Annotated in this window: 22 protein-coding genes and 1 riboswitch; of the genes, 8 read left to right on the top strand and 14 right to left on the bottom strand. The window is 70.3% G+C overall.

The features are described 5' to 3' along the window. Nucleotides 1-116: 116 nt before the first annotated feature. Nucleotides 117-1,706 (top strand): GMC family oxidoreductase, encoded by a 1,590-nt coding sequence (locus tag CSC66_RS12460; RefSeq protein ID WP_162377734.1) that lies wholly within the window; start codon nt 117-119, stop codon nt 1,704-1,706. Between the two features lie 83 nt (nt 1,707-1,789). Here CSC66_RS12460 and CSC66_RS12455 read toward each other — a convergent pair whose 3' ends face one another. Together CSC66_RS12455 and CSC66_RS12450 are read right to left on the bottom strand one after the other, a co-directional pair. After that, the gene (locus CSC66_RS12455) at nt 1,790-3,691 is read right to left on the bottom strand and encodes a M48 family metallopeptidase (RefSeq protein WP_162377711.1); all 1,902 of its coding nucleotides are present in this window, start codon (nt 3,689-3,691) and stop codon (nt 1,790-1,792) included. 37 nt (nt 3,692-3,728) lie between these two features. Then, complete coding sequence (locus tag CSC66_RS12450) at nt 3,729-4,331, bottom strand: LemA family protein (RefSeq protein WP_162377710.1); 603 nt, start codon at nt 4,329-4,331, stop codon at nt 3,729-3,731. A 78-nt stretch (nt 4,332-4,409) separates the two neighbouring features. On the opposite strand from CSC66_RS12450, the gene CSC66_RS12445 reads away from it, so the two are divergent. Next, on the top strand, nt 4,410-5,804 hold the full coding sequence (locus CSC66_RS12445) for a serine hydrolase domain-containing protein (RefSeq protein ID WP_484573201.1): 1,395 nt from the start codon (nt 4,410-4,412) through the stop codon (nt 5,802-5,804). 200 nt (nt 5,805-6,004) lie between these two features. Here CSC66_RS12445 and CSC66_RS12440 read toward each other — a convergent pair whose 3' ends face one another. From CSC66_RS12440 to CSC66_RS12405, 8 genes are all read right to left on the bottom strand, one after another. Then, a complete protein-coding gene (locus CSC66_RS12440; RefSeq protein WP_162377709.1) occupies nt 6,005-6,448 on the bottom strand; it encodes a histone in 444 nt (147 codons plus the stop codon). Nucleotides 6,449-6,738: 290 nt separating this feature from the next. Next, the gene (locus CSC66_RS12435) at nt 6,739-7,125 is read right to left on the bottom strand and encodes a hypothetical protein (RefSeq protein ID WP_162377708.1); all 387 of its coding nucleotides are present in this window, start codon (nt 7,123-7,125) and stop codon (nt 6,739-6,741) included. Nucleotides 7,126-7,291: 166 nt separating this feature from the next. Next, nucleotides 7,292-7,687, bottom strand: coding sequence for a glycine cleavage system protein GcvH (gene gcvH / locus CSC66_RS12430; RefSeq protein WP_162377707.1), 396 nt, complete (start codon nt 7,685-7,687; stop codon nt 7,292-7,294). Between the two features lie 103 nt (nt 7,688-7,790). Continuing rightward, a complete protein-coding gene (gcvT, locus tag CSC66_RS12425; protein ID WP_162377706.1) occupies nt 7,791-8,912 on the bottom strand; it encodes a glycine cleavage system aminomethyltransferase GcvT in 1,122 nt (373 codons plus the stop codon). Nucleotides 8,913-9,014: 102 nt separating this feature from the next. Then, nucleotides 9,015-9,446 carry an NfeD family protein gene (locus CSC66_RS12420; protein ID WP_162377705.1) on the bottom strand — a complete coding sequence of 144 codons (432 nt, stop codon included), beginning with the start codon at nt 9,444-9,446 and terminating at the stop codon, nt 9,015-9,017. A gap of 3 nt (nt 9,447-9,449) precedes the next feature. After that, nucleotides 9,450-10,415, bottom strand: coding sequence for an SPFH domain-containing protein (locus tag CSC66_RS12415; RefSeq protein WP_162377704.1), 966 nt, complete (start codon nt 10,413-10,415; stop codon nt 9,450-9,452). A gap of 234 nt (nt 10,416-10,649) precedes the next feature. Next, nucleotides 10,650-10,841, bottom strand: a complete 192-nt coding sequence (hemP, locus tag CSC66_RS17835; RefSeq protein ID WP_162377703.1) for a hemin uptake protein HemP — start codon at nt 10,839-10,841, stop codon at nt 10,650-10,652. Nucleotides 10,842-10,991: 150 nt separating this feature from the next. Beyond that, nucleotides 10,992-11,966, bottom strand: a complete 975-nt coding sequence (locus CSC66_RS12405) for an aldo/keto reductase (protein ID WP_162377702.1) — start codon at nt 11,964-11,966, stop codon at nt 10,992-10,994. Between the two features lie 200 nt (nt 11,967-12,166). Here CSC66_RS12405 and CSC66_RS12400 point away from each other — a divergent pair, with 200 nt between their 5' ends. The 4 genes from CSC66_RS12400 (at nt 12,167) to CSC66_RS12385 (ending at nt 16,046) form a co-directional block, all read left to right on the top strand. Continuing rightward, nucleotides 12,167-13,465, top strand: coding sequence for a NupC/NupG family nucleoside CNT transporter (locus tag CSC66_RS12400; protein WP_162377701.1), 1,299 nt, complete (start codon nt 12,167-12,169; stop codon nt 13,463-13,465). A gap of 84 nt (nt 13,466-13,549) precedes the next feature. Then, entirely contained in the window at nt 13,550-14,515 is a 966-nt protein-coding gene (locus CSC66_RS12395; RefSeq protein WP_162377700.1) for a ribokinase, read from the top strand. 16 nt (nt 14,516-14,531) lie between these two features. Then, nucleotides 14,532-15,530 carry a tRNA dihydrouridine synthase DusB gene (gene dusB, locus CSC66_RS12390; RefSeq protein WP_162377699.1) on the top strand — a complete coding sequence of 333 codons (999 nt, stop codon included), beginning with the start codon at nt 14,532-14,534 and terminating at the stop codon, nt 15,528-15,530. Nucleotides 15,531-15,707: 177 nt separating this feature from the next. Beyond that, entirely contained in the window at nt 15,708-16,046 is a 339-nt protein-coding gene (locus CSC66_RS12385) for a hypothetical protein (protein ID WP_162377698.1), read from the top strand. Between the two features lie 11 nt (nt 16,047-16,057). On the opposite strand, the gene CSC66_RS12380 is transcribed toward CSC66_RS12385, so the two are convergent. Together CSC66_RS12380 and CSC66_RS12375 are read right to left on the bottom strand one after the other, a co-directional pair. After that, nucleotides 16,058-17,107 carry a metal-dependent hydrolase gene (locus CSC66_RS12380; protein WP_162377697.1) on the bottom strand — a complete coding sequence of 350 codons (1,050 nt, stop codon included), beginning with the start codon at nt 17,105-17,107 and terminating at the stop codon, nt 16,058-16,060. Between the two features lie 64 nt (nt 17,108-17,171). Further along, entirely contained in the window at nt 17,172-17,972 is an 801-nt protein-coding gene (locus tag CSC66_RS12375) for a UDP-2,3-diacylglucosamine diphosphatase (protein WP_162377732.1), read from the bottom strand. A 397-nt stretch (nt 17,973-18,369) separates the two neighbouring features. Between CSC66_RS12375 and metK the strand changes: the two genes are divergently transcribed. After that, nucleotides 18,370-19,590: a methionine adenosyltransferase gene (gene metK, locus CSC66_RS12370; protein ID WP_162377696.1), complete on the top strand. Its 1,221-nt coding sequence runs from the start codon at nt 18,370-18,372 to the stop codon at nt 19,588-19,590. A gap of 148 nt (nt 19,591-19,738) precedes the next feature. On the opposite strand, the gene CSC66_RS12365 is transcribed toward metK, so the two are convergent. After that, nucleotides 19,739-19,957: a hypothetical protein gene (locus CSC66_RS12365; RefSeq protein ID WP_162377695.1), complete on the bottom strand. Its 219-nt coding sequence runs from the start codon at nt 19,955-19,957 to the stop codon at nt 19,739-19,741. A gap of 286 nt (nt 19,958-20,243) precedes the next feature. Then, the gene (gene ppc, locus CSC66_RS12360) at nt 20,244-22,955 is read right to left on the bottom strand and encodes a phosphoenolpyruvate carboxylase (protein WP_162377694.1); all 2,712 of its coding nucleotides are present in this window, start codon (nt 22,953-22,955) and stop codon (nt 20,244-20,246) included. 175 nt (nt 22,956-23,130) lie between these two features. Continuing rightward, nucleotides 23,131-23,249: riboswitch (S-adenosyl-L-homocysteine riboswitch) on the top strand. 35 nt (nt 23,250-23,284) lie between these two features. Between ppc and ahcY the strand changes: the two genes are divergently transcribed. After that, nucleotides 23,285-24,727 (top strand): adenosylhomocysteinase, encoded by a 1,443-nt coding sequence (gene ahcY / locus CSC66_RS12355; protein WP_162377693.1) that lies wholly within the window; start codon nt 23,285-23,287, stop codon nt 24,725-24,727. Nucleotides 24,728-24,773: the final 46 nt, after the last annotated feature.

The raw sequence follows: 24,773 nt of genomic DNA, 5'->3' as shown, positions 1-24,773 counted from the left end.
CGGGCTTCGCACCGCCGCGGGCAGGCGGCCAGCAGACCCGCGGGACTTGCGCCGGATGCCACGCCTTGGAGAGCATCGCCCAGGTCCGCGCCTCTGGCGGCGGCTTCGGGGAAGACGTGTACGACTACATCGTCATCGGCGCCGGTTCGGCCGGTTGCGTGCTGGCCGCCCGCCTCAGCGAGGACCCGGCCTGCCGCGTGCTGCTGCTCGAAGCCGGGCCGCGGGACTGGAATCCGCTGATCCACATGCCCGCCGGCCTGGGCCGGCTGGTCAACAACCGCACCATCAACTGGGACTACAGCACCGAGCCGGAGTCGCAGCTGGACGGGCGCCGTCTGTGGTGGCCCCGCGGCAAGGTCCTGGGCGGCTCCAGTTCGATCAATGCGATGTGCTACACCCGTGGCGCGCCGCGCGATTACGACGAGTGGGAGCAGGGTGGCGCCGCGGGCTGGAGCTGGGCCTCGATCCTGCCGTACTTCCTGCGCGCCGAGGGCAACGCCCGCGGCGCCGGGCCGCTGCATGGCGGCCAGGGCCCGCTGCGCGTGTCCGACCTGCGCCACGTCAATCCGCTTTCACGGGCCTTCGTCGACGCTGGCATCCAGGCCGGCTGGCCGCGCAACGACGACTTCAACGGCCCGGCGCAGGCCGGCATCGGCCTGTACCAGGTGACCCAGCGCGACGGCGCGCGCTGCTCGGCCGCGGCCGCCTATCTGGCGCCGGTGCGTGGCCGGCCGAACCTCCAGGTGGTCACCGGCGCGCAGGTGCGGCGCATCGTGATCGAGCGCGGGCGCGCCACCGGCGTGGAGTACCGCCGGCGCGGCCGGATCCATCGCGCCGTCGCCGAGGCCGAGGTGCTGCTGTGCGGCGGTGCGGTCAACTCACCGCAGCTGCTGATGCTGTCCGGCATCGGGCCGGCCGCCGAGCTGGGACGCCACCGCATCGCCGTGGCCGCCGACCTGCCCGGCGTGGGCGCCAACCTGCAGGACCACCTGGACATCTGCACCCTGCACCACTGCCCGCCCGGGGTCAGCTACGACCGCGCCAGCGAGCTGAAGATCGCGTTCGACTGGTTCCTGCGCGGCCGCCACGGTGCCGGCAGCAGCAACATCGCCGAGGCCGGCGGCTTCGTGCGCTCGTCGCTGGCCCCTGACGAACGGCCCGACGTTCAGTTCCATTTCGTCCCGGCGATGCTCGACGACCATGGTCGCCACCGGCTGGACGGCGACGGCTTCACCGTGCATGCCTGCTTCCTGCGCCCCCGGAGCCGCGGCCGTATCCGCCTGCGCGATGCCGGCACCGACACGCCGCCGCTGATCGAGGCGGGCTACCTGTCCGATCCCGACGGCTTCGACCTCCGGATGATGGTCGAATGCGCGCAGCTTTCGCGCCGGCTGCTGGCCCAGCCCGCGTTGGACCGCTGGCGCGGCGCGCCGATCTTCCCGCCACGCGTGGACCTGTCCGACGCGGAGCTGGCGCAGTTCGTGCGCGCCAAGGCCGAAACCATCTACCACCCGGTCGGCACCTGCCGCATGGGCACCGACGAGGGCGCGGTAGTCGACCCGCAGTTGCGCGTGCGCGGCATCGAGCGGCTGCGCGTGGTGGACGCCTCGGTGATGCCGACCCTGGTCGGCGGCAACACCAACGCGCCGGTCATCGCGGTCGCCGAGCGTGCAGCCGACCTGGTCCGCGGTCGCATCGCCCTGTAGCCGCCCGGCTCGCTGGCTGCACAGCGCCGGGACGAAGCCGGCGGCGCCCGTGCCGACGCCGACACGCGCGCACCAGCCGGCGCCTACGCCCGCTCCAGCAGCGCCGGCAGCGGGCAATGCAGGACCGCGCATACCGTGCGCAGCAACTCGGCCTCGGCGACATTGACGCGCTGGTCCTGCGATACCGCATCGACCAGCGCCTCGACCAGCATCTCCTTGGCGGCCGGCACCAGCGCATCCAGCGGCTCCCAGACGGCGTCCAGCGCCTGCACGCCTTCGGCTGGCGGCGAGTACGGCAGGTGGTCGCGCGGCAGCACGCGCTGCAGGCCGGCCAGGTAGGCGCGCTGGGCCTGCGCCGGCGCATCGGGATGTCCGGCCTGGGCCAGCACCGCCAGCAGCGTGGCGAACTCCTGGCGCACGCCGGCGGCCTTGTTGCGGCCGAAGCGCGCGTGCCGCGACGGATCCAGCGCCTCGCGCACCTGGACCTGCAGGAGCTTCGACAGGCAGTACTCGAACACCGAGACCCGGCCGTCGGTGTGGACCATCGCGTCGATGGTGTCGAGGAAGCGCTCGAGCTCGGGACGCGGGCGCTGGCGCAGGACCGGGAAGGCCAGCGAGGCCAGCGGCAGCCGCAGCGCCGGATGCAGCGCCTCCAGCTCCTGCCGCCGCAGGTCGAAGGCCTGCTGCGCGAGCGCCTCGCCGCAGCGGGCGACGATCTCGCTGCGCTGCCGCGCCGCGACCACCGCGTCGGTATCCAGCAACAGGCCCAGCAGCAGCGGCATCACCGCCTCGCGCTGGCGCGCCAGCGTGCGCAGGTCCGGGCCAAGGCTTTCGACCAGGTCGTGGGCGCGACGGTAGTCATCGTCGCCCGGGGCGGCGACCTGGCCCGCTACCATCGGCGGCGTGACCGCCAGCTGCGCGCCGGCGGACGGCAACGGCGGTGGCCCGCCCGCCACCACGTCGCGCCCGGCCAGGCCCAGCGCCAGGTCCTCGGCCAGGCCATCGGGTGGCGCGGTGCGCCAGCGGGCTTCGAGCTGCTGCAGCTGGCGTGCGTCGAAGGTCGGCTCCAGCCGGCGGATACGCTCCACCAGTGGCGGGTGCGTGGCGAACAGGCCCGACAGCGCCGCGCCCGGGCCGAACAGCATGTGGCTCACTTCCTCCGCGTCGGCCTTGTCCTGCAGCTTCGAGCCCGCGTCCAGGCCGCCGATCTTCTTCAGCGCGCCGGCCAGCCCGCGGGTCTGCCGGGTGAACTGCACCGCCGATGCATCGGCCAGCAACTCGCGCTGGCGGCTGACGCCCGCCTTGATCATGCGGCCGAAGAACACGCCGATCGCGCCCACCGCCATCGCCACCAGCGCGGCAACCAGGATCGGCGTGCCGTCGCGGCTGCGCCCGAGCCGGCCATAGATGAGGATGCGCTGGCCGATCAGGCTCAGCATCAGGATCCCGAACAGCAGCCCGATCAGGCGGATGTTCAGGCGCATGTCGCCGTTGAGCACGTGCGCGAACTCGTGCGCGATCACGCCCTGCAGCTCGTCGCGGTTGAGCCGGTCCAGCGCCCCCCGGGTCACCGCGATGGCCGCGTCGGACGGGCTGTAGCCGGCGGCGAAGGCGTTGATCCCCGCCTCCTGCTCCATCACGAACAGCCGGGGCACCGGCACGCCGGAAGCGATGGCGATCTCCTCGACCACGTTGCGCAGCCGCCGCAGCGAGGGCTCGCGGGTGTCCTCGGGAACGAGGGTGCCGCCCATCTGCGCGGCCACCACCGCCCCGCCGCCACGCAGCGAGGCGATCCGGTAGAGCGAGCCCAGCGCGATCACCAGCAGGGTGGCGACCGTCGCCGCCGCGGTCGCGCCCCAGCTGCCGGTGAACAGCAGCGTGGCCAGGTCGACCGCCAGCACGATCCCGGCCACTGCCAGCAGGAACAGCAGTACCAGCCGGCCCGAGCCGCGGCGTGCGGCAGCCTGGTGCTCGAAGAAGTTCATCCGCCCCGGCTCCCCGTCCGTCGCGCCCGGCCCGGGCTCAGAACTGGACCTTCGGCGCCTCGCGCACCTGGGCCTTGTCGGCGGGGATGTCCAGCAGTGCGGCGTGCGCGAAATTGAACATGCCGGCCACCACGCTGGACGGGAAAGTCTCGCGCTTGTTGTTGTAGCCCATCACCGCGTCGTTGTAGGCCTGCCGCGCGAACGCGACGCGGTTCTCGGTGGACGTCAGCTCCTCGCTGAGCTGCATCATGTTCTGGTTGGCCTTCAGGTCCGGATAGGCCTCGGCCACCGCCATCAGCCGGCCGAGCACGCCGTTGAGCTGGCCCTGGCTGGCGGCCAGCTGCGCCATCGCCGCCTCGTCGCCGGGATGGGCCTTGGCGGCGGCCAGGCCGGACTGCGCCGCCGAACGGGCGGCGATGACCGCTTCCAGCGTCTCGCGCTCGTGGCCCATGTAGGCCTTGGCCGTCTCCACCAGGTTCGGGATCAGGTCGTAGCGGCGCTGCAGCTGCACGTCGATCTGGGCGAAGGCGTTCTTCCAGGCGTTGCGGCTGGTCACCAGGCCGTTGTAGATGCCCACCGCCCACAAGGCCAGACCCACGACCAGCGCCAAAAACACCAACAGGATCAACAAACTGCCCATTCATCTTCTCCTGGTTTGTGCACACGCGAAATCCGGCGCTAGAATCGGCCGCAGCGGTAGCTTACAGGCATCAAAACCATGAAAGACGGGCGAGTCCGGACGAGCAGGCCACCGGCAATCCGACCACTGGCTATCCGCGCGGCAACCAGCGGTGCGCTGGCCCTGCTGCTGGCGATGGCCCTGCCCTCGACCGCGCAGACCCCGACACTGGCCACCGGTGCGCTGCCGCCACCGACCCAGCCGTTGCCCTACCGCACCTACGTCCGCACCGACGCGCAACCGGTGGCCCCCGGATTCGATGTCGCCCGCTTCGAGGCGCTGGCGGAGCAACTGGTCCAGGGCCAGCGCGTGCCGGGCCTGGCCATGGCGATCGTGCAGGACGGACGGATCCTCAGCGCCCGCGGTTACGGCGTCACCGATGTCGTGCGCCCGCAGGCCATCGACTCCCACACCGTGTTCCGCCTGGCGTCGCTGTCCAAGGCCTTCGCCGGCACCATGGCCGGGCTCCTGGTCAACGACGGCAGCCTGCGCTGGGACAGCAAGGTCATCGACTACGTCCCCGGCTTCCATCTGGTGGAGCCGGCCTACACCTCGCAGGTCACCGTGGCCGACCTGCTCAGCCACCGGGTCGGCCTGAAGGCCCACAACGCCTTCGACCGCGACATCGAAGGCAACGCCGAGTACTACCAGGTCGCGCAGAAGCTCGGCTCGGCTCCGCTCACCTGCGCCCCCGGCCAGTGCTATGCCTACCAGAACGTGGCCTTCAGCCTGGTCGGCGACGTGGTCTTCGCCGCCTCCGGCAGCTTCTACGAACAGGAAGTGCAGCGCCGCCTGTTCAAGCCGCTGGGCATGAACGACGCCAGCCTGGGCCTGGCGGGCATCGAGTCGAGTCCGCACTGGGCGCGCCCGCATGTGCGCAGCCGCAACGGCTGGGTCTCGGTCAACCCGAAGCCGACCTACTACCGCCTGCCCCCCGCCGCCGGCGTCAACGCCAGCATCAGCGACATGGCGCAATGGCTGCTTGCCCACACCGGCCATCGCCCCGACGTGCTGCCCGCGCCGCTGCTGGCGACGCTGCATGCGCCGGTCGTGTCCACCCCCGGCGAGATGCGCTCGGGCTGGCGCCGCGATCGGCTCAATGCCGCCAGCTACGCGCTGGGCTGGCGGGTGTTCGACTATGCCGGCGAAGAGGTGGTCTTCCACGCCGGCGCCGTGCAGGGCTACCGCGGCCTGACCGCGCTGCTGCCCGGCCGCGACCTGGGGATCGCCATCCTCTGGAACAGCGAGAGCTCGCTGCCGAGCGGCCTGCTGCCCACCATCATCGACCGGGCCATCGGCCTGCCGGCCGAGCGGTGGCTGGACGTGGACGTCGACTTCGGTGCCGACAACCTGATGGCGGACGGCGTCGAGCCCACGACCGCTCCACGCGGGCAGGGCACCTCGTCCTCCACCTCGGCCGCCTCGCCGCACTGACGGCCCGCCAGCGGCAGCACACCGCCGCCCGCGCGTTCGCCTCCCTCCGCGCCTACCCCACCCGCCTCCCGCGGGTGGTCCGCACGCGTCCGGGGCCCACGCGTGCCATCCCGGCGACGGGGGTGCAACGCGCATAAAAAAACTCCCCCCCCGCTGGGCTTCGGGGAGGGAGTCATTCTGGTACGGCTATCGGGGTTTTTTTAGATCAGCGGAGCCGGGGTTGCCGGCAGCGCGACCGGGGCCGCCTTCTTCTTGGCGACCTTCTTCTTGGCGGCCTTCTTGGCCGGCTTCTTGGCAGCAGCCTTCTTGGCCGGCTTCTTGGCAGCCTTCTTCGCAGCCTTCTTGGCGGTCTTCTTGGCCGGCTTCTTGGCGGCGGCCTTCTTCACCGCCTTCTTGGCGGTCTTCTTGGTCGCCTTCTTGGCGGCCTTCTTCACGGCCTTCTTGGCGGTCTTCTTGGTTGCCTTCTTGGCGGCCTTCTTCGCCGGCTTGCGGGCGACCTTCTTGGCAGCCTTCTTCGCCGTCTTCTTGGCGGCGGTCTTCTTGGCGGCCTTCTTCACGGTCTTCTTGGCGGCGGCCTTCTTGGCGACCTTCTTCACCGCCTTCTTGGCGGCCGGTTTCTTCTTCGCAGCTTTCTTCGTTGCCATGGTTGGCTCCTCGTCAGTGAACTACGGATGGGTAACGCCCAGTGCGAAAACCCGCGGCGGTGACCGCCGGGGGGAGTTCCGTCGGCGCGATACGCACGTCGATACGGATACGGGAAATCCCGCGCGGTGCGGCGGCGCGGGCGGTAGATCGGGGGTTCGCTGCTTTTCTTTGAGGGAAGCGGGCCTGCTCCACCGTCTGAAGGTTCCTGGCGGATGCCCGAGTTGTGCTTCGCGTTGTGGTGTTGATTCGACTCACTCGCTTCGGCAGGCAGCGTCTGCTGGGGCGAAACCTAATCACGCTTTTTTTCACTGTCAACACCCGCACGAAAAAATCTTCCGCCCGCGCCGCCCGTCCTTCGCCCCGCCGCGCGCGGCGGCGGCGGCGGCGCGTCGCGCCCGCCGCCGCCGCGGTCCGGGATGCATTTCAAACGGATGCGGAAAACAAGCGCTTTTCTTCGATGCGATCGGGACGGCGTCGCAACGGGCGTGTCGCGCTGATGGTCGACGCCGGCGCCAACGGGGCGCTCAGGGCGGCTTTCGCGGAGGCAAAAAAAAATCACCGGAAGCGGTCCGCTTTCGCGCCGCACAAGCCGATTTGCGCAGAACTGCGCGAACCCGAACGACGGGTTTCGCGTCGCCTGCACACCTGCCGGAGCGAACATCGCGGTCGCGAACAACGGTGCGCTTCGTGCTCCATCCCGGGTCGGGCATCCGGCGCGACGAACCACGATGCCCATCGCACGCACCCGTGCTTCCACCACCCCGACCACGGCCGGCGCGATCCTGGAAAAGAAAACGCCCGCACTGGGCGGGCGTCTCCGGACGAAGGGTGGCGGCCGACGCTCAGTCGTCCTCGCCCTCGATCAGCTCGGCGTAGTCGTCGGGGGAGAGCAGCTCGGCCAGCTGGTCGGCGTCGCTGGACTCGAGCACGAACAGCCAGCCTTCGCCGTAGGCGTCCTCGTTGATCGTCTCCGGCTTGTCGGCCAGGGCCGAGTTGACCTCGACCACCTTGCCACTGAGCGGGCTGTAGACGTCCGAGGCGGCCTTGACCGACTCGACCACGGCCACCGCGTTGCCGGCTTCGACGCTGTCGCCGACGTTGGGCAGCTCGACGTAGACCAGGTCGCCGAGCAGGCCCTGGGCGTGGTCGGAAATACCAACGGTGACGCGGCCGTTGCCTTCGACGCGCGCCCACTCGTGGGACTTGAGGAACTTGAGGTCGCCGGGGATCTCGCTCATGGGGCTGCTCCGGTCACGCGATGGGTCTGGATGGGGCGGCTAGTTTAGCGGAGGACTCCGCCGGGCAGGAACAACGGCGGCGGCGCACCGCACCGCCTGCCCGTCAGCCGAGCACGCCCGGTTGCGCCTGGCCTTCGCGCACGAACGGGAACTTCACCACGCGCACCGGCACCTCGCGGCCGCGGATGTCCACGCGCACCTGGCCCGGGTCGCCGGCCGGAACGCGCGCGAACGCGATCGCCTTGCCGAGCGTGGGCGAGAAGGTGCCGGAGAGGATCTCGCCCTCGCCCTGCGCGGTGAGCACCTTCTGCCCGTGGCGCAGCACGCCCTTCTCGTCCATCACCAGGCCGATCATCTGCCGCGGGGCGCCAGCCGCCTTCTGCGCCTCCAGGACCGCACGGCCGATGAAGTCGCGCGGCTGGCCGGGCGCGGCATCGTCGAGCGCCACCGTCCACGCAAGCGCGGCCTCCCAGGGCGTGGTGCCCTCGTCCATGTCCTGGCCATAGAGGTTCATGCCCGCCTCCAGGCGCAGGGTGTCGCGCGCGCCCAGGCCGGCCGGCTTCACGCCCGCCTCCAGCAACGCGTTCCAGAAGGCGACGGCGTCGCCCTCGGGCAGCACGATCTCGAATCCATCCTCGCCGGTGTATCCGGTGCGCGCCAGGAACAGCGGCACGCCGGCGGCCGACTGCGCTTCGAGCGCGGCGAAGCGGCCGAGCTTGGCGGCGGCGGCGCGGTCGGATTCGCGCAACAGGCCTATCACGCTCTCGCGCGCCTGCGGGCCCTGCACGGCGACCATGGCGAAATCGGGGCGCTCGATGACCTCCACGCCGAACGCCTGGGCCTGGCGGCCGATCCAGGCCAGGTCCTTGTCGCGGGTGGCGGCGTTGACCACCAGGCGGAAGAACGCCTCGTCCATGTAATAAGTGATCAGGTCGTCGATCACGCCGCCGCGCTCGTCCAGCATGCACGAGTACAGCGCCTTGCCCGGGACCTTGAGCTTGTCGACCGAGTTGGCCAGCAGGTGCCGCAGGAACTCGCGCACGCGGGGGCCGCGCAGGTCGACCACGGTCATGTGGCTGACGTCGAACATGCCGGCCGCGCGCCGGACCAGATGGTGCTCGTCGAGCTGCGACCCGTAGTGGATCGGCATGTCCCAGCCGCCGAAGTCGACCATCTTGGCGCCGAGCGCGCGGTGGGTATCGTTGAGGACGGTCTTGCGGGTCATGGCGGTCTCGCACCGGAGGAAAGACCGCCATTATCCCAGAGTCCTTTCACCCGGAACCAAATGCCGGGCGCGGCGGGCTGGCTCCCGGCCGGCGTGCCGCGATCAGGCTTCCTGGACCTTCAGCACCATGCCGTTGACCGCGACGACGCGCACCGCGGTGCCGGCGGGCAGCTCCGGGCCTTCCACCACCCAGAAAGCGTCGCCCAGCTTGATCCGCCCGCGCCCGCCGACGATGGCCTGTTCCAGTGGCGCGACCAGGCCGATGGCCTGTTCGGCCCGGCGGTTGAGCAGCGGCTGGTCGCTCGCGCGCGCGGCCTTGCGGAACCACTTCCGGTAGACCTGGATCGAGACGAAGCTGAGCACCACGAACGCGGCCACCTGCGCCAGCACCGGGATGCCCGGCACCAGCAGCACCGCCACGAAAACCGCAACCGCGGCGAAGCCCATCCACAGCATGAAGGCGCCGGGCGCCAGGGTCTCGGCCGCGATCAGCAGCAGCGCCAGCGCCGCCCATCCCACCACGTCGACGCGCATGGCTCAGGCTCCCAGCTTCGGCGGCGGCTGGCGCGGGACCCCCGCCTTGCGCTGTTGGTCGGACAGCGCCTCGCGCGCCAGCTCGGCGATGCCGGCGATCGAACCGATCACGCCGCTGGCCTCCATCGGCATCAGCACGAACTTCTGGTTCGGCGCGGTGGCCAGTTCCTTGAACGCCTCCACGTACTTCTGGGCGACGAAGTAGTTGATGGCCTGGACGTCGCCGTTGGCGATCGCCTCGGACACCATCTGCGTCGCCTTGGCTTCGGCCTCGGCCAGGCGCTCGCGGGCCTCTGCTTCGCGGAATGCGGCCTCCTTCTGGCCCTCGGCCTGCAGGATCGCGGCCTGCTTGTCGCCCTCGGCGCGCAGGATCTCCGAGGAGCGGTGGCCCTCGGCCTCCAAGATCACCGCGCGGCGATCGCGCTCGGCCTTCATCTGCCGGGCCATCGAGTCGACCAGGTCGCGCGGCGGCTGGATGTCGCGGATCTCGATCCGGGTGACCTTGATGCCCCACGGATTGGTCGCATGGTCGACCACGTTGAGCAGCTGGGCGTTGATCCGCTCGCGGTTGGACAGCGACTCGTCCAGGTCCATCGAACCGATCACGGTGCGGATGTTGGTCTGCACCAGGGCGATCATCGCCACTTCCAGGGTGGCGACTTCGTAGGCGGCCTTGGCCGCGTCCAGCACCTGGAAGAACACCACCCCGTCCACGCGGACCACCGCGTTGTCCTTGGTGATGACTTCCTGGCTGGGCACGTCCAGCACCTGCTCCATCATGTTCACCTTGCGGCCGACGCCGTAGATGATCGGGATCAGGAAGTGCAGGCCCGGATCGAGGGTATGGGTGTACTTGCCGAACCGCTCGACGGTCCATTCGTAGCCCTGCGGCACCATGCGCACCGTCTTGAACAGCACGATCACGCCGGCGACCAGCAGCACCATCGCCAGAAAACCCGATGACATCATCCCCCTGCTCCCGGCCGCGCGCGGCCTCTCCCAAGTCCGGAGACCAGTATAGGCACGTTGCAGGGCCGGACAACGCGGTCCGCCAGCGCGCGCATGCAGGAGGCAGCGGCTGCGACATCGTCGCTGCGCTAGCGCCCGCGACGTCGGTCGCGGGCGTGCCCGTGCGCGATCCGGGCCAGCGGCGCTGGCAGGTGCGTCCAAACCCGCAGCGCGCGCTTCCGGAAGCCGGCTGCGCTACTTCGTCAGGATCAGCTTGTCGTTGCTGGTGTGGCGCAGGCGGTAGAGCTTGTCGCCATGGCGGATCAGGATTTCGCGGCGGCCGTTGAGCAACTCTTCGCTGCCCAGCACGACCTCATTGGGGTAGAGCGCCGGCGCGGGGGTGCGGGCGGGTTCGACACGCGACAGGGTCAGGCGATGCACGTTCATGGCGGGCTCCAGCGGTAAGGGACGTGGAACACGGTTAATGATAATTATTCGCATTCACGTGTCAAGCGGCACGACAGCGGACGCCTGCCCTCCCGCGAGCGCTGGTCGGCGCCGCCGGCCGACACGCCCGGCCGCCGCGGCGGCCTGCGTTCACACCGCCGCAGCGACCTCCAGCCGTCGCCAGACCGGTTCGTCGTACTTGCCTGCCAGCTCCAGCGCGCGGAGGTTCTCCAGCAGCTGTGCCGTGGTGCTCGCGCCCAGGATCACGCTGCTCACGTGCGGATTGCGCAGGCACCAGGCGATCGCCAGCGGTGCCGGCCGTTCGCCGAGTTCGGCGGCGACCTCCACGAAGCGCTGCGCGCGATCCAGCCGGCGTTCCTCACTGTGCCCGACGACCAGCCGCTGCAGCCATCCGGCGTCGGCCTGGGCCAGCCGGCCTTCCCGCTCGATGCCGCTGGCGTACTTCCCGGTGAGCAGACCCGATGCCAGTGGCGACCAGGTGGTCGTGCCCAGCCCGAGTTCGGAGTAGAGAGAGGCGTACTCGAGCTCGACCCGTTCGCGGTGCAGCAGGTTGTACTGCGGCTGCTCCATGCTCGGGCCGGCCAGCTGGTTGGCGCGTGCGAACCGGGCGGCATCGCGGATCAGCGCTTCCGGCCATTCCGACGTGCCCCAGTACAGGACCTTGCCCTGGCGGACGAGCAGGTCCATCGCCGCGACGGTCTCTTCCACCGGCGTGTCCGGATCGGGGCGATGGCAGTAATAGAGGTCCAGGTGCTCGACCCGCAGGCGCCGGAGCGCGGCATGGCAGGCCTCGACCACGTGCTTGCGCGACAGGCCGCGCTGGGTGGGGCGGGGATCCTCCACCGCGCCGAAGAACACCTTGCTGGACACGCAGAAACCATCGCGCGGCAGGCGCAGGTCGGCGATCACGTCGCCCATCACGCGTTCAGCCTCGCCATTGGCATAGGCCTCGGCATTGTCGAAGAAGTTGATCCCGTGGTCCCAGGCGGCGGCGATGAGCTCCCGCGCCTGGCCACGCCCGACCTGGCGGCCGAAGGTCATCCAGGCGCCGAAGGACAGGGCCGACAGCTGCAGGCCCGAGGCGCCGAGGCGGCGGTATTGCATGGACGGATCTCCGGAAGGAAGGGAGCCAGTGTAAGCGCCGGCCCGGCGGTCCCCGGCCACGCGGACCGGGGACTGGCCGCGCGATCGCCCGTCATCGACCGAGCCGGAGTCTGAATCCGGTTCAGGCGACCGCGGCGCCGGGCGTCGTCGCTTCCGACCTGCTAGGCTTTCGCAATTATTTAACATCCGCAGGGAATTCCATGTTCGAGGCACTGGGTCGGATCGGTTTCGGCCTGTTCGGGTTGGCCGTGCTCATCGGCATCGTCTGGCTGTTCTCGAACAACCGCCGTGCGGTGGACTGGAAGCTGGTCGCCACCGGGCTGGTCCTGCAGATCGCCTTCGCGGCGGTCGTGCTGCTGGTGCCGGGCGGGCGCGAGGTCTTCGACTGGCTCAGCCACGGCTTCGTCCGCATCCTGGGCTTCGTCGCCGAAGGCTCGAACTTCATCTTCGGCAGCCTGATGGACCTGGAGAAGAACGGCTTCATCTTCGCCTTCCAGGTGTTGCCGACGATCATCTTCTTCTCGGCGCTGATGGGCGTGCTCTACCACCTGGGGGTGATGCAGGCGATCGTGCGCGGCATGGCCTGGGCGATCACCAAGGTGATGCGGGTGTCCGGTGCCGAGACCACCAGCGTCTGCGCCAGCGTGTTCATCGGCCAGACCGAGGCGCCGCTGACCGTGCGCCCCTATATCGCCAAGATGACCCAGTCCGAGCTGCTGACCATGATGATCGGCGGCATGGCCCACATCGCCGGCGGCGTGCTGGCCGCCTACGTCGGCATGCTCGGCGGCGGCGACCCGGAGCAGCAGGCGTTCTTCGCCAAGCACCTGCTCGCGGCCAGCATCATGGCCGCGCCGGCTACCCTGGTGATCGCCAAGATCCTGGTGCCGGAGACCGGCGAGCCGCTGACCCGGGGCACGGTGAAGATGGAGGTCGAGAAGACCACCGCCAACGTGATCGACGCCGCTGCCGCCGGCGCCGGCGACGGCCTGCGCCTGGCCCTGAACATCGGCGCGATGCTGCTGGCCTTCATCGCCCTGATCGCCCTGGTCGACGCGCCGCTCAAGTGGTTCGGCGAGGTCACCGGGCTGGCGGCCGCGCTCGGCCAGCCGACCAGCCTGTCGACGATCCTCGGTTACCTGCTGGCGCCGATCGCCTGGGTGATCGGCACGCCGTGGGCGGACGCGACCACGGTCGGCGCGCTGATCGGGCAGAAGATCGTGCTCAACGAGTTCATCGCCTACAGCCAGCTGTCGAGCATCATCAACGGCCAGGTACCGGGCGTGGCGCTGGGCCCGGAAGCCACCCTGATCGCGACCTACGCGCTGTGCGGGTTCGCCAACTTCAGCTCCATCGCGATCCAGATCGGCGGCATCGGCGGCCTGGCCCCGGAACGGCGCCAGGACCTGGCGCGCTTCGGGCTGCGCGCGGTGCTGGGCGGATCGGTGGCCACGTTCATGACCGCGACGATCGCAGGCGTGCTGACCCACTTCAGCTGAGCCGTCGCCCCACCGCGCCCTCCGCCGGGCCCACCCGGCCCGCCATTTCCGTTTCCCGTTCTGATCCCCATCGCTCGAGGTCCCATGAATTCGGTCATCGTCGTCGGCTCCTTCAACGTCGACCATGTCTGGCGCTGCGCCGAGCTGCCGGCGATGGGCGCGACCATCGCCGGCCAGTACAGCACCGGGCCGGGCGGCAAGGGCTTCAACCAGGCCGTGGCGGCGGCGCGCGCCGGTGCCGCCACCGCCTTCGTCTGCGCGCTCGGCGACGATGCCGGCGGCGCGCTGGCGCGCCAGCTCGCACGGGCCGACGGCATCGACCTGCGCGCCGAGGCCAGCGACCAGCCGACCGGAACGGCGGGCATCTATGTCGATGCCCGCGGCCGCAACAGCATCGTGGTCGGCGCCGGCGCCAACGGCACCCTGGGCGCCGAACACGTCACCGGCGATCCCGCGCTGCTGGAAGGCGCACGGGTCCTGCTGGCCCAGCTGGAATCGCCGGTGGAGACGATCGAGGCCGCACTGGCGATGGCCCGCCAGGCGGGGGTGACCACCGTGCTCAACCCGGCGCCGGCCAATGCGGCCAGCGGCATCGGCCTGCTGCGCCTCGCCGACGTGCTCACCCCGAACGAGACCGAGTTCGCCGCCCTGCTGGCACGGCATGTCGGCGAACGCGTCGACCCCGAGGCGGTGGCCACGCTGGACGGCGCCACCCTCCATGGCCTGAGCCGCAAGCTGCTGCCGCACGGCACGGTGGTGATCACGCTGGGCTCGGTCGGCGTGTTCGTCTCGCACGCCGAGGAACAGCTGCGCGGCGATGCCCAGCCCTACTACCGGATCGGCGCCGAAAGCGTGTCCGCGATCGACACCACCGGCGCCGGCGACGCCTTCAATGGCGCCCTGGCGACCGCGCTGGCCCGCGCGCCGGCGGAGCCCTTCTCGGTGCACGTGCGCTACGCGAACCGGTTCGCCGCCCTGTCCACCGAGCATCCCGGCGCGGCCGCGGCGATGCCCCGGCATGACGAGGTCGCCGCGCGCTTCGGCGCCTGACCGGACCGCGGCCGCCATGCAGATCGGTCCCTACCGCATCGAACCGCGCGTGGTCCTGGCGCCCATGGCCGGGGTCACCGACAAGCCGTTCCGGTTGCTGTGCAAGCGGATGGGGGCCGGGCTGGCGGTGTCGGAAATGACGATCAGCGATCCGCGCTTCTGGAACACGCCCAAGTCGCTGCGGCGCATGGACCATGTCGGCGAACCGGATCCGGTCAGCGTGCAGATCGCAGGCACCGAGCCAAGACTGCTGGCCGAGGCGGCGCGCTACAACGTCGACCATGGCGCGCAGATCGTCGACATCAACATGGGATGCCCGGCGAAGAAGGTCTGCAACGCCTGGGCCGGCTCGGCGCTGATGCGCGACGAGGCACTGGTGGGCCGCATCCTCGAAGCGGTCGTCGGCGCGGTCGACGTGCCGGTAACGTTGAAGATCCGCACCGGCTGGGATGCCGACCACCGCAACGCGCCGGCGATCGCGCGCATCGCGCAGGCCGCGGGCATCCAGGCACTGACGGTGCACGGCCGTACCCGCGACCAGCATTACACCGGCCAGGCCGAGTACTCGACTATCGCGCGGATCAAGGCCGATGTATCGATGCCTGTGATCGCCAACGGCGACATCGATTCTCCGCAGCGCGCCGCGCAGGTCCTGCGGGACACCGGCGCCGACGCGGTGATGATCGGCCGGGCCGCGCAGGGACGACCGTGGATCTTCGGCGAGGTCGCGCATTACCTGGCGACGGGGCAGCTGCTGCCGCCCCCCGGCGTCGGCCAGGTGCGCGACATCCTGCTCGCGCACCTGCAGGCGCTGCACGGCTTCTACGGCGAGGAGCAGGGCGTGCGGATCGCGCGCAAGCACCTGGGCTGGTACGCCAGGGATCGCGCCGAGAACGCCGCCTTCCGCGCCGTGGTCAATCGCGCGCAGACAGCGCAGGAACAACTGGCGCTCACGGCCGCGTACTTCGACGCGCTCGAGGCTGGCGTGCCGGCCGCGCTGCACGCGGCCGCATAGTTGCGCGTGCGTACGGTTGCTTCATGTAACCGTCCTTCGAATAAACGTGACTCGGGTCACCCTGCACTTCGGCACTGTGCGGCTTGCGCCGGTAGCGCGACGCTGCCAGAGCCGGAAATCGCCGGCCCGTGGCGACCCCACGGCCACCCGATGGGCCAACGCCCGCAGGAGGCAGTCATGTTGTTCGCACGCATCGCCGTTGTCGCGGCCGCGCTGGCCGCCGCTCCTTCCGCCTTCGCCAACGACGCCACCATCGCCGACCTGTCGCGCGAGACCGGCGTGAGCGAGCGCCATATCCGCATGGTCGCCGGCGCCCGCACCCCGTATCCCGAGTACCGCATCGTCTTCGACCGGGTGGAGCGCGAGCTCAAGAGCGCGCTCGGCGCAGATGGTTACAAGTACCTGCTGAAGGGCGAAGTCGCCGCCGCCGTCGAGGTCCGGCGCGCCCGCGTCGCCGAACAGGCCGCGCTGGCCGCACGCACCGAGGCCGCAAAGGCCAGGCAGCGCGAAGGCTGAGTGCGCCTGCGTCAGTCGTCGGCCCGGGCGTGCGGACCGGGCACGACGGCGACGGTCGGGCTGTTCCAGATGCGGTGCCACATCGTGCCCAGCCGGCGCCGGGCCTCCCACGGCGGGCGTAGCTGCTCGGGCGCGACCGGTTGCCAGGCGCCGGCGTCGCGCCGTGCGACCACGAAGACGAACGAGTAGTCCGGTTCGGCTCCCATCCGCAGGTCGCTCAGTTCGAGCCGGCCATCGCGCTCGCGGGCCTTCATGAAGCCGCGGTTGAACCAGGCCAGCCGGCGAACGGCCGGCAGGTCGCGTGCCTCGGCCAGCGCCTGGGTGTTGGAGGCGTAGCCGCGGAACTCCATCGGACCGCGATCGGCCCACAGCGAACGTTCGCCTTCGACGAATCCGTCGGGCGTCATCGCCACCACGCGCCATAACAACGTGTTGAACGGCATCGGCACCGAGAACCGCGGCGCATCGCCCAGGCCGAGCGCCGCCAGGCTGCGCTGGGCCTCGCGCTCGACCATGCCCTTGGCGATCAGCGACCAGCCCAGGTACGCGCTGCTCAGCGCCAGGCCGAACACCAGCGCACGCTGGGCGAGGACGCGTTCGCGCGCGAACCAGGCCACCACGCACGCAAGCAGCAACCACAGCGTGTAGCCCGGATCGATGATGAACACGCTCGACCACATCGTCGGCGCGACCGGCAGCGGCCACCACAGCTGCGTGCCGTACACGGTGAAGGCATCCAGCAGCGGATGGGTCGCCAGCGCCAGCTGGATCGCCCAGAACCAGCGGCGCGGCGCTTCGGCCACCCGACCCTGGCCGAAGCGCAGGAACAGCCACCACACCAGCCACCCCACCAGGGGCAGAACGAACAGCGAGTGGCTGAAACTGCGGTGCACGGTCATCAGCGTCACCGGATCGTCGCTGAAGAGCATGATCGGCAGCGAATCCAGGTCCGGCAGGGTACCCAGCGCGGCGCCTGCGAGCAGGGCGGCACGGCGGTGGCGGGCGGGGGCGACGGCGGCGGCGATGGCACCGCCGAGCAGAATCTGGGTCAGGGAATCCATGGGCGAATGCTAGCAGCGCCGGCGGGGGCGGCGGCCGGGATCCCGGGCGGCGGCGCGCGCGGGTTCAGGCCACCCGGCCGATCGGCAACCGCCATGGCTCGCGCGGCGCCAGGGTCGCCAGCACTTCGCCGCCGTGGGTCAGCAGGCGCAGCCCGCCATCGGATTCCTCGACCAGCGCGGTCAGGCTTTCCACCCAGTCGCCGTCGTTGGCATAGACCAGGCCGTCGCGCTCGAACAGGCCGGCCCGGTGGATATGCCCGCAGACGATGCCATCGAGCCCGCGACGGCGGGCATCGTCGAGGCCTGCCTGCACGAAGCGGGCGATGTAGCGCTCGGCGGCGCTGCTGCGGCGCTTGATCCAGTCGGCCAGCGACCAGTAGCGCAGGCCGAGCCGTCGCCGTGCCGCGTTCGTCAGCCGGTTGCCGGTGAGGATCCGGTAGTAGAGCCAGTCGCCGAAGCGCTCCTGGAGGCCGCCGAAGTGCGTCACCGCGTCGTAGTCGTCGCCGTGCACCACCAGCAGCCGGCGACCGTCCGCGGTTTCGTGGATCGCGCGTCGGCGCACCTGCATCGCCGGCAGCACCAGGCCGCAGTAGCGCCGCACAGGCCGGTCGTGGTTGCCGGGCACGTAGACCAGCTCGGTGCCGGCGGCGGCCAGCGCATGCAGCGCTTCCACCACCCGATGCTGCCCGGCGCCCCAGGCGGCGCGGCGCTGGGCCATCCACCAGAAATCGACGATGTCGCCCACCAGGTAGAGCTGGCCGCAGCGCAGCCGGGCGAGGAAGTCGGCCAGCTCGGCGGCGTGGCAGTGGCGCGAACCGAGGTGGACGTCGGAAATGAAGACCGCGCGATGCCGGGGCGGCAGCATCGTCGCGGCCGGCTTCACGGCGCGGTCCTTTCCGGCTCGGTGAAAGCGGCGGCGGCGGCCGCCGGCATCGGCAGCCGCAGGCGGCGTGCCGCGGGGGCCGGGCGCAACCGCATCGGCGACTGCATCCGCGTGGCGACGGGTCGGGCGGCGCCGAAGGCGTCGGTACCCACGGCGTCGGGATTGCATCGGACACGGCGCATACGGGTCTCCGGATCACGCTCCGGCCGGAAGGGTCGCCGTTTCCGGCGTCAGCGCCATTGCCGTCCCGCGACCGTGGCGTGACAGCGCGCGGCCGCCTTAACAGCGGACCAACCCGCCCCCTGCGACCATGCACCCCACCGCGCGGCCGTGTATCATGCGCACCCATCTTTTCATCCGAATACAGGGATATAGCCGAATGTCCAGCTATCTCTTCACCTCCGAGTCGGTCTCCGAAGGCCACCCGGACAAGATCGCCGACCAGATCTCCGATGCCGTGCTGGACGCCATCCTGGCCCAGGACAAGCGCGCCCGCGTGGCCTGCGAGACGCTGGTCAAGACCGGCGCGGCGATCGTCGCCGGCGAGGTCACCACCACCGCGTGGGTCGACATCGAGTCGCTGGCGCGCAAGGTGATCAACGAGATCGGCTACGACAATTCCGACGTCGGCTTCGACGGCCACACCTGCGCGATCATCAACATGCTCGGCAAGCAGTCGCCGGACATCGCCGCCGGCGTCGACCGCAAGAAGCCCGAGGAACAGGGCGCCGGCGACCAGGGCCTGATGTTCGGCTACGCCTGCAACGAGGCGCCGGAGTTCATGCCGGCGCCGATCTACTACTCGCACCGCCTGGTCGAGCAGCAGGCCAAGGTCCGCAAGAAGAAAAACTCGCCGCTGCCGTGGCTGCGCCCGGACGCCAAGTCGCAGGTCACCCTGCGCTACGACAACGAGCACAACGTGCTCGGCCTGGACGCAGTGGTCCTGTCGACCCAGCACGATCCGGGCATCAAGCAGAAGGACCTGGTCGAGGGCGTGTACGAGCACATCCTCAAGCCGGTGCTGCCGAAGAAGTGGCTGGAAACGCTGCCGAAGAAGAAGGTCCACATCAACCCGACCGGGATCTTCGTGATCGGCGGCCCGGTGGGCGATTGCGGCCTGACCGGCCGCAAGATCATCGTCGACAGCTACGGCGGCATGGCCCGCCATGGCGGCGGCGCGTTCTCGGGCAAGGATCCGTCCAAGGTCGATCGCTCCGCTGCGTACGCGGCGCGCTACGTGGCCAAGAACATCGTCGCCGCCGGCCTGGCCGACCGCTGCGAGGTGCAGGTCTCCTACGCCATCGGCGTGGCCGAGCCGACCTCGATCTCGGTCACCACCTTCGGCACCGGCAGGATCAGCGACGAGCAGATCGAGAAGCTGATCCGCAAGCACTTCGACCTGCGCCCGTACGGCATCGTCAAGATGCTCGACCTGATCCACCCGGTGTACCAGGCCACCGCGGCGTACGGCCACTTCGGCCGCAAGCCGCAGCAGGTCACCTACACCGACGCGGCTGGCAAGAAGCAGGCCGCCACCGCGTTCTCGTGGGAAAAGACGGACAGGGCCGACGCCCTGCGCGCGGATGCCAAGCTGAAGTAACCGGCCGCGCAATGCTGTTATGAAGACGGGCCGCTCGCGCGGCCCGTTTTTTTTGCTTGGGGGGGCGTGGGCATCCGGAAGGGCCGGCGCCTTGGGGGGTCGCCGCACCCAAGGGCTATGGCCCACCCTTCGGGACGACGTCCTGTCTTTACGAAGGGCCGTGGCACATCCATGTGCCACTTGGGCCATAGCCCTTGGGTACGGCAACCTCCGCCAACGTGCAGGTCATGGCTCCGATCGTAAAGGCCATGCCTGGCGGCTTCATGCCATCGCAGACCAGCAATCCCGGCATACCGATACCGCCATGGACGCCGAACCGCATCGCTACGCCGGATGTCGCACCACGCAGGGCGATGATCGAAGCCATGTCCCAAACGCGCCGAAGGACGCCGCCCTGTCGCCGTGGGGGTCGAGCGGCACAAGGATGTGCCGCGGTCGCGAACTGAGGCAGGACGCCGGCGCGAGCGACGACCCCCATGGCGGCAGGGCGGCGGCCCCATCCGAAGCCCACGCAACACGATCCTCTTGCTTCGGCTTCGGCTCCGGCTTCCGCTCGACTTCGGCAAGGGCATGCCGTCGTCGGCCTTCCATCCGTCCCGGCGCGGAGCGCGGGCCCGAAGGCGGACCGGATCGGACCGGATCGGAACCCGCCGTCAGCCGGTGTTCTGAACGCCCTGCGAGACGCCATTGACGCTGGCCACCAACGCGCGCAGCAGCGCATCGTCCTCGCGGCCGCTGGCGCGCCACCGCTCAAGCAGGTCCGCCTGAAGCACGCTGATCGGATCCACGTACGGATTGCGCAGGCGGATCGACAGGGCCAGGCGCTGGTCGTGCTGCAGCAGGAACTCGTTGCCGTTCAGGGCCAGGACCCATCGCCGCGTGAGCGCATGCTCGGCCTGCACCCGCGGGAAGAACTCGCCGTGGAGTTCCTCGCCAGCCAGGCGCGAGAACATCCCGGCGATGCCCATGTCGCCCTTGGCCAGGACCATCGAGACGTCGTCGAGGAAGGTCTTGAAGAACGGCCAGTCCCGACCCATCTCGCGCAGGGCTTCCTCGCCGAAACGGTCCACCGCCGCCTGCAGGCCCGTGCCCACGCCGTACCAGCCGGGGATCACCGCGCGCGCCTGGCTCCAGGCGAACACCCAGGGGATCGCGCGCAGGTTCGACAGCGCCGCGTCCTGGCCCAGCCGGCGCGACGGGCGCGAGCCCAGGGTCATCCGCTCGATGACGTCGATCGGGGTGGCGCTGCGGAAATAATCCATGAAACGCGGCGCACCGACGAAGCCCCGGTAGGCCTGGCTGCTGGCCTGCGCCACGGCGTCCATCACCTCGCGCCATTTCGCCTCGCGCGGCTCCGGCGCGCGGGGCCGGATGCTGGACACCAGTACCGCGCCGGTGGCCTGCTCCAGCGAGCGGAGCGCCAGGGCGCGGATGCCGAACTTGCGGTGGATCGCCTCGCCCTGCTCGGTCACGCGCAGGCGGCCGTCCACGCTGCCGCGCGGCGACGCATCCACCGCGCGCGAGGTCTTGCTGCCGCCGCGGCTGAGCGAGCCGCCGCGGCCATGGAAGAACGTCAGCTTGATGCCCAGCTCCTCGGCCGCCTGCATCAGCTCGACCTGGGCGCGCTGCAGGCCCCAGCGCGAGGCCGCGATGCCGCCGTCCTTGCCGCTGTCGGAATAGCCGAGCATCACCATCTGCACGTTGCCGCGCGCGGCCAGGTGCTGGCGGTAGACCGGGTCGGCGAGCAGGTCGCGCAGGGTGTCGGGGCCCTGGCGCAGGTCGTCGACGGTCTCGAACAGCGGCGCGATGTCCAGCGGCACCTGCCCGTCCTCGACCAGGCCGCCGCGGCGGGCGAGCGCCAGCACGGTGAGCACGTCGGCACGGCTGCGCGCCATGCTGATGATGTAGGCGCCCAATGCGTCGGGGCCATGCCGGCGGCGCGCGTCGCTGAGCGCGGCGAAGACCGCGTCCAGGCGCGCGTTGCCCGGCTCGTCGACCGCCGGCAACACCCGGCTTCCGCCCGCATACGGGCCCAGCCGCGCCGCCTGCTCCACCGGTCCGCGCGACTCCCACTGCTCGTCTTCCAGCGCCGCGGCCACCGCGCGCGCGTGCACGCCCGATTCCTGGCGCACGTCCAGCCGCGCCAGGTGGAAGCCGAAGGTGCGGAGCCGCCACACCAGCCGGCGCACCGAGAACCAGCCCGCATGCACGCCGCGGTTGTGCTCCAGGCTTTGCCGGATCAGGTCGATGTCGTCGGCGAACTCGCGCGGGGAACCGTAGCCCTCGGCGCGGTCTTCCAGCGTCGCCTGCAGGCGCGCGGCCATCAGGTCGATCAACAGGCGGTACGGCATGTCTGCATGGCGCGGGCGGGCGGCGGCGGCGGCCTCGGGCAGCAGCCCGCGGTAGCGCTCGACCTGCGCCAGCACCTGCGCATCGACCCCGACCACGCCGGTGGACTGGCTCAGCACGTGGGTCAGCTGCTGCAGCTCGGCGCGGTACCTGCCCAGGATCGCGCGGCGCTGCGCGTCGAGCGTGCTGCGGATGGTGGTCGCGTCGACATTCGGGTTGCCGTCCATGTCGCCGCCGACCCAGGTGCCGAAGCGCACCAGCCGCGGCAGGTCGGTGGCGATGCCGAAGTACTCGCCGATGGCGTGGTCCAGGGTCTCGTAGAACACCGGCATCACCCGGTACAGGACCTCGGTGAGGTAGAAGCCCACGTGCTCGCGTTCATCCTCCACGCCCGGGCGCACCGGCGAGGAATCGGCGGTCTGCCAGGCCGACGTCAAGGCCATGCGGAAGCGGGCCAGGTCGGCGGCGCGTTCGCCGGGCGTGCGTGCGCCGTCGAGGTCGTCGATCAGCGCCGCGACCATGATCTGTTCCTTCTCCAGCAGCGCGCGCCGCACCGCCTCGGTCGGGTGGGCGGTGAACACCGGCTCGATATCGATGCGTTCCAGCCAGTCGCGCAGCTCGTCGGGCGAGACGTCCTGGCGCTTCAGGCGCAGCAACGCATCGTGCAGGCTCTCCGGCTGTGGCGTCCCGGTATCGGCGCGCTGGTAGTCGCGGCGGCGGCGGATGCGATGCACGCGTTCGGCGATGTTGACCACCTGGAAGTACGTGCTGAAGGCACGCACCAGCGCCTCGGCGTGCGCCGGCTCCAGCCCGTCGAGCAGCGCCGACAGCGATTCCATCGACCCGCCGTTCTGGCGCCGCGCGATCGCGGTGGTGCGTACCCGCTCGACCTCCTCGAGGAAGGCCGGCGAGACCTGTTCGGCGAGCATGTCGCCGACCAGCGCGCCGAGGCGACGCACGTCGTCGCGCAGGGGCAGGTCCGGTGGGGCGAATTCGAGCTGGCGGGGAGCGTTCATCGACACGCGCGGCAGGAGTGGAAGGCGACCTCCGAGCTTAGCCGCGTTTTGTGCGGCGCCGCAAAAGTTTCAGCAGCACCAGATCCGGCCCGGCCCGAGGCGGGCCCGCCGCCGCGACCCCCAGGTGCCACCGGGTTCATCCACCGATCCCGATGGACCGATATAATGCGCGCCGCCCGCCGAGGGGCGCTGCGACCATGGACATGCGGATCTTCCGCAGAGCCGCACTTCGTGTGGCTTCGATCCACGGCCAGGCTCGGCATGGCATTACCGCGACAACGGCGCCCGGCGACAGCGAGACCCCGTCTCGCCATAGACCCGGAGCACACATGAACGCACTGCCCAAGACCTTTTCGACCGAGGGCGACTACAAGGTCGCCGACATCTCCCTGGCCGACTGGGGCCGCAAGGAGATCGACATCGCCGAGCACGAGATGCCCGGCCTGATGTCCATCCGCCGCAAGCACGCCGCCGCGCAGCCGCTCAAGGGCGTGCGCGTGACCGGCTCGCTGCACATGACCATCCAGACCGCGGTGCTGATCGAGACCCTGAAGGACATCGGCGCCGACGTGCGCTGGGCCTCGTGCAACATCTTCTCGACCCAGGACCATGCCGCCGCCGCGATCGCCGCGTCCGGCACCCCGGTGTTCGCCTGGAAGGGCGAGACCCTGGAGGAGTACTGGGACTGCACCCTGGACGCGCTCACCTTCACCCTGGCCGACGGCACCCTGACCGGCCCGGAGCTGGTGGTCGACGACGGCGGCGACGTGACCCTGCTGATCCACAAGGGCTACGAGCTGGAGAACGGCAGCGACTGGGTCAACACCCCGTCGGGCAACCACGAGGAGCAGGTGATCAAGGACCTGCTCAAGCGCGTGGCCAGGGAGCGTCCCGGCTACTGGGCGCGCGTGGTCAAGGACTGGAAGGGCGTCTCGGAAGAGACCACCACCGGCGTGCACCGCCTCTACCAGCTGGCCGATGCCGGCACCCTGCTGGTGCCGGCGATCAACGTCAACGACTCGGTGACCAAGAGCAAGTTCGACAACCTGTACGGCTGCCGCGAGTCGTTGGCCGACGGCCTCAAGCGCGCGATGGACGTGATGCTGGCCGGCAAGGTCGCCGTGGTCTGCGGCTACGGCGACGTCGGCAAGGGCTCGGCGCATTCGCTGCGCGCCTACGGCGCCCGCGTGATCGTCACCGAGATCGATCCGATCTGCGCGCTGCAGGCGGCGATGGAAGGCTTCGAGGTCGCCACCGTCGAGGACAGCCTCGGCACGGCCGACATCTACGTCACCACCACCGGCAACAAGGACATCATCACCCTCGAGCACATGAAGGCGATGAAGGACCAGGCCATCGTCTGCAACATCGGCCACTTCGACAACGAGATCCAGGTCGACGCTCTGTACGCGTCCGGCGCGGCGAAGACCAACATCAAGCCGCAGGTGGACAAGTTCACCTTCGCCAACGGCAACAGCATCTTCCTGCTGGCCGAGGGCCGCCTGGTCAACCTGGGCTGCGCCACCGGCCACCCGTCGTTCGTGATGTCCAACAGTTTCTCCAACCAGACCCTGGCCCAGATCGACCTGTGGGCGAACAGGGACGCCTACGAGAAGACCGTGTACCGCCTGCCCAAGAAGCTGGACGAGGAAGTGGCGCGCCTGCACCTGGAGAAGATCGGCGTGAAGCTGACCCGGCTGACCCAGGCCCAGGCCGACTACCTCGGCGTGGCCGTGGACGGGCCGTACAAGCCCGAGCACTACCGATACTGATCGCGAACAGCGATCGAACTGCAGGAACGGGCGCCGCAAGGCGCCC

This window comes from Pseudoxanthomonas kaohsiungensis (assembly GCF_010211765.1).
GTDB classification, from domain to species: domain Bacteria; phylum Pseudomonadota; class Gammaproteobacteria; order Xanthomonadales; family Xanthomonadaceae; genus Pseudoxanthomonas; species Pseudoxanthomonas kaohsiungensis.
This window is presented reverse-complemented; position numbering and strand designations above follow the sequence as displayed.

Bases quoted from the DNA above. Each gene is read 5' to 3' on its own strand.
- CSC66_RS12405 (WP_162377702.1), bottom strand. From the start codon at position 11,966: ATGCAATACCGCCGCCTCGGCGCCTCGGGCCTGCAGCTGTCGGCCCTG.
- ahcY (WP_162377693.1), top strand. From the start codon at position 23,285: ATGAACGCACTGCCCAAGACCTTTTCGACCGAGGGCGACTACAAGGTC.
- CSC66_RS12375 (WP_162377732.1), bottom strand. From the start codon at position 17,972: ATGCTGCCGCCCCGGCATCGCGCGGTCTTCATTTCCGACGTCCACCTC.
- ppc (WP_162377694.1), bottom strand. From the start codon at position 22,955: ATGAACGCTCCCCGCCAGCTCGAATTCGCCCCACCGGACCTGCCCCTG.
- CSC66_RS12380 (WP_162377697.1), bottom strand. From the start codon at position 17,107: ATGGATTCCCTGACCCAGATTCTGCTCGGCGGTGCCATCGCCGCCGCC.
- dusB (WP_162377699.1), top strand. From the start codon at position 14,532: ATGCAGATCGGTCCCTACCGCATCGAACCGCGCGTGGTCCTGGCGCCC.
- hemP (WP_162377703.1), bottom strand. From the start codon at position 10,841: ATGAACGTGCATCGCCTGACCCTGTCGCGTGTCGAACCCGCCCGCACC.
- CSC66_RS12400 (WP_162377701.1), top strand. From the start codon at position 12,167: ATGTTCGAGGCACTGGGTCGGATCGGTTTCGGCCTGTTCGGGTTGGCC.
- metK (WP_162377696.1), top strand. From the start codon at position 18,370: ATGTCCAGCTATCTCTTCACCTCCGAGTCGGTCTCCGAAGGCCACCCG.
- CSC66_RS12445 (WP_484573201.1), top strand. From the start codon at position 4,410: ATGAAAGACGGGCGAGTCCGGACGAGCAGGCCACCGGCAATCCGACCA.
- gcvT (WP_162377706.1), bottom strand. From the start codon at position 8,912: ATGACCCGCAAGACCGTCCTCAACGATACCCACCGCGCGCTCGGCGCC.
- CSC66_RS12385 (WP_162377698.1), top strand. From the start codon at position 15,708: ATGTTGTTCGCACGCATCGCCGTTGTCGCGGCCGCGCTGGCCGCCGCT.
- gcvH (WP_162377707.1), bottom strand. From the start codon at position 7,687: ATGAGCGAGATCCCCGGCGACCTCAAGTTCCTCAAGTCCCACGAGTGG.
- CSC66_RS12440 (WP_162377709.1), bottom strand. From the start codon at position 6,448: ATGGCAACGAAGAAAGCTGCGAAGAAGAAACCGGCCGCCAAGAAGGCG.
- CSC66_RS12365 (WP_162377695.1), bottom strand. From the start codon at position 19,957: ATGGCTTCGATCATCGCCCTGCGTGGTGCGACATCCGGCGTAGCGATG.
- CSC66_RS12455 (WP_162377711.1), bottom strand. From the start codon at position 3,691: ATGAACTTCTTCGAGCACCAGGCTGCCGCACGCCGCGGCTCGGGCCGG.
- CSC66_RS12395 (WP_162377700.1), top strand. From the start codon at position 13,550: ATGAATTCGGTCATCGTCGTCGGCTCCTTCAACGTCGACCATGTCTGG.
- CSC66_RS12450 (WP_162377710.1), bottom strand. From the start codon at position 4,331: ATGGGCAGTTTGTTGATCCTGTTGGTGTTTTTGGCGCTGGTCGTGGGT.
- CSC66_RS12415 (WP_162377704.1), bottom strand. From the start codon at position 10,415: ATGATGTCATCGGGTTTTCTGGCGATGGTGCTGCTGGTCGCCGGCGTG.
- CSC66_RS12420 (WP_162377705.1), bottom strand. From the start codon at position 9,446: ATGCGCGTCGACGTGGTGGGATGGGCGGCGCTGGCGCTGCTGCTGATC.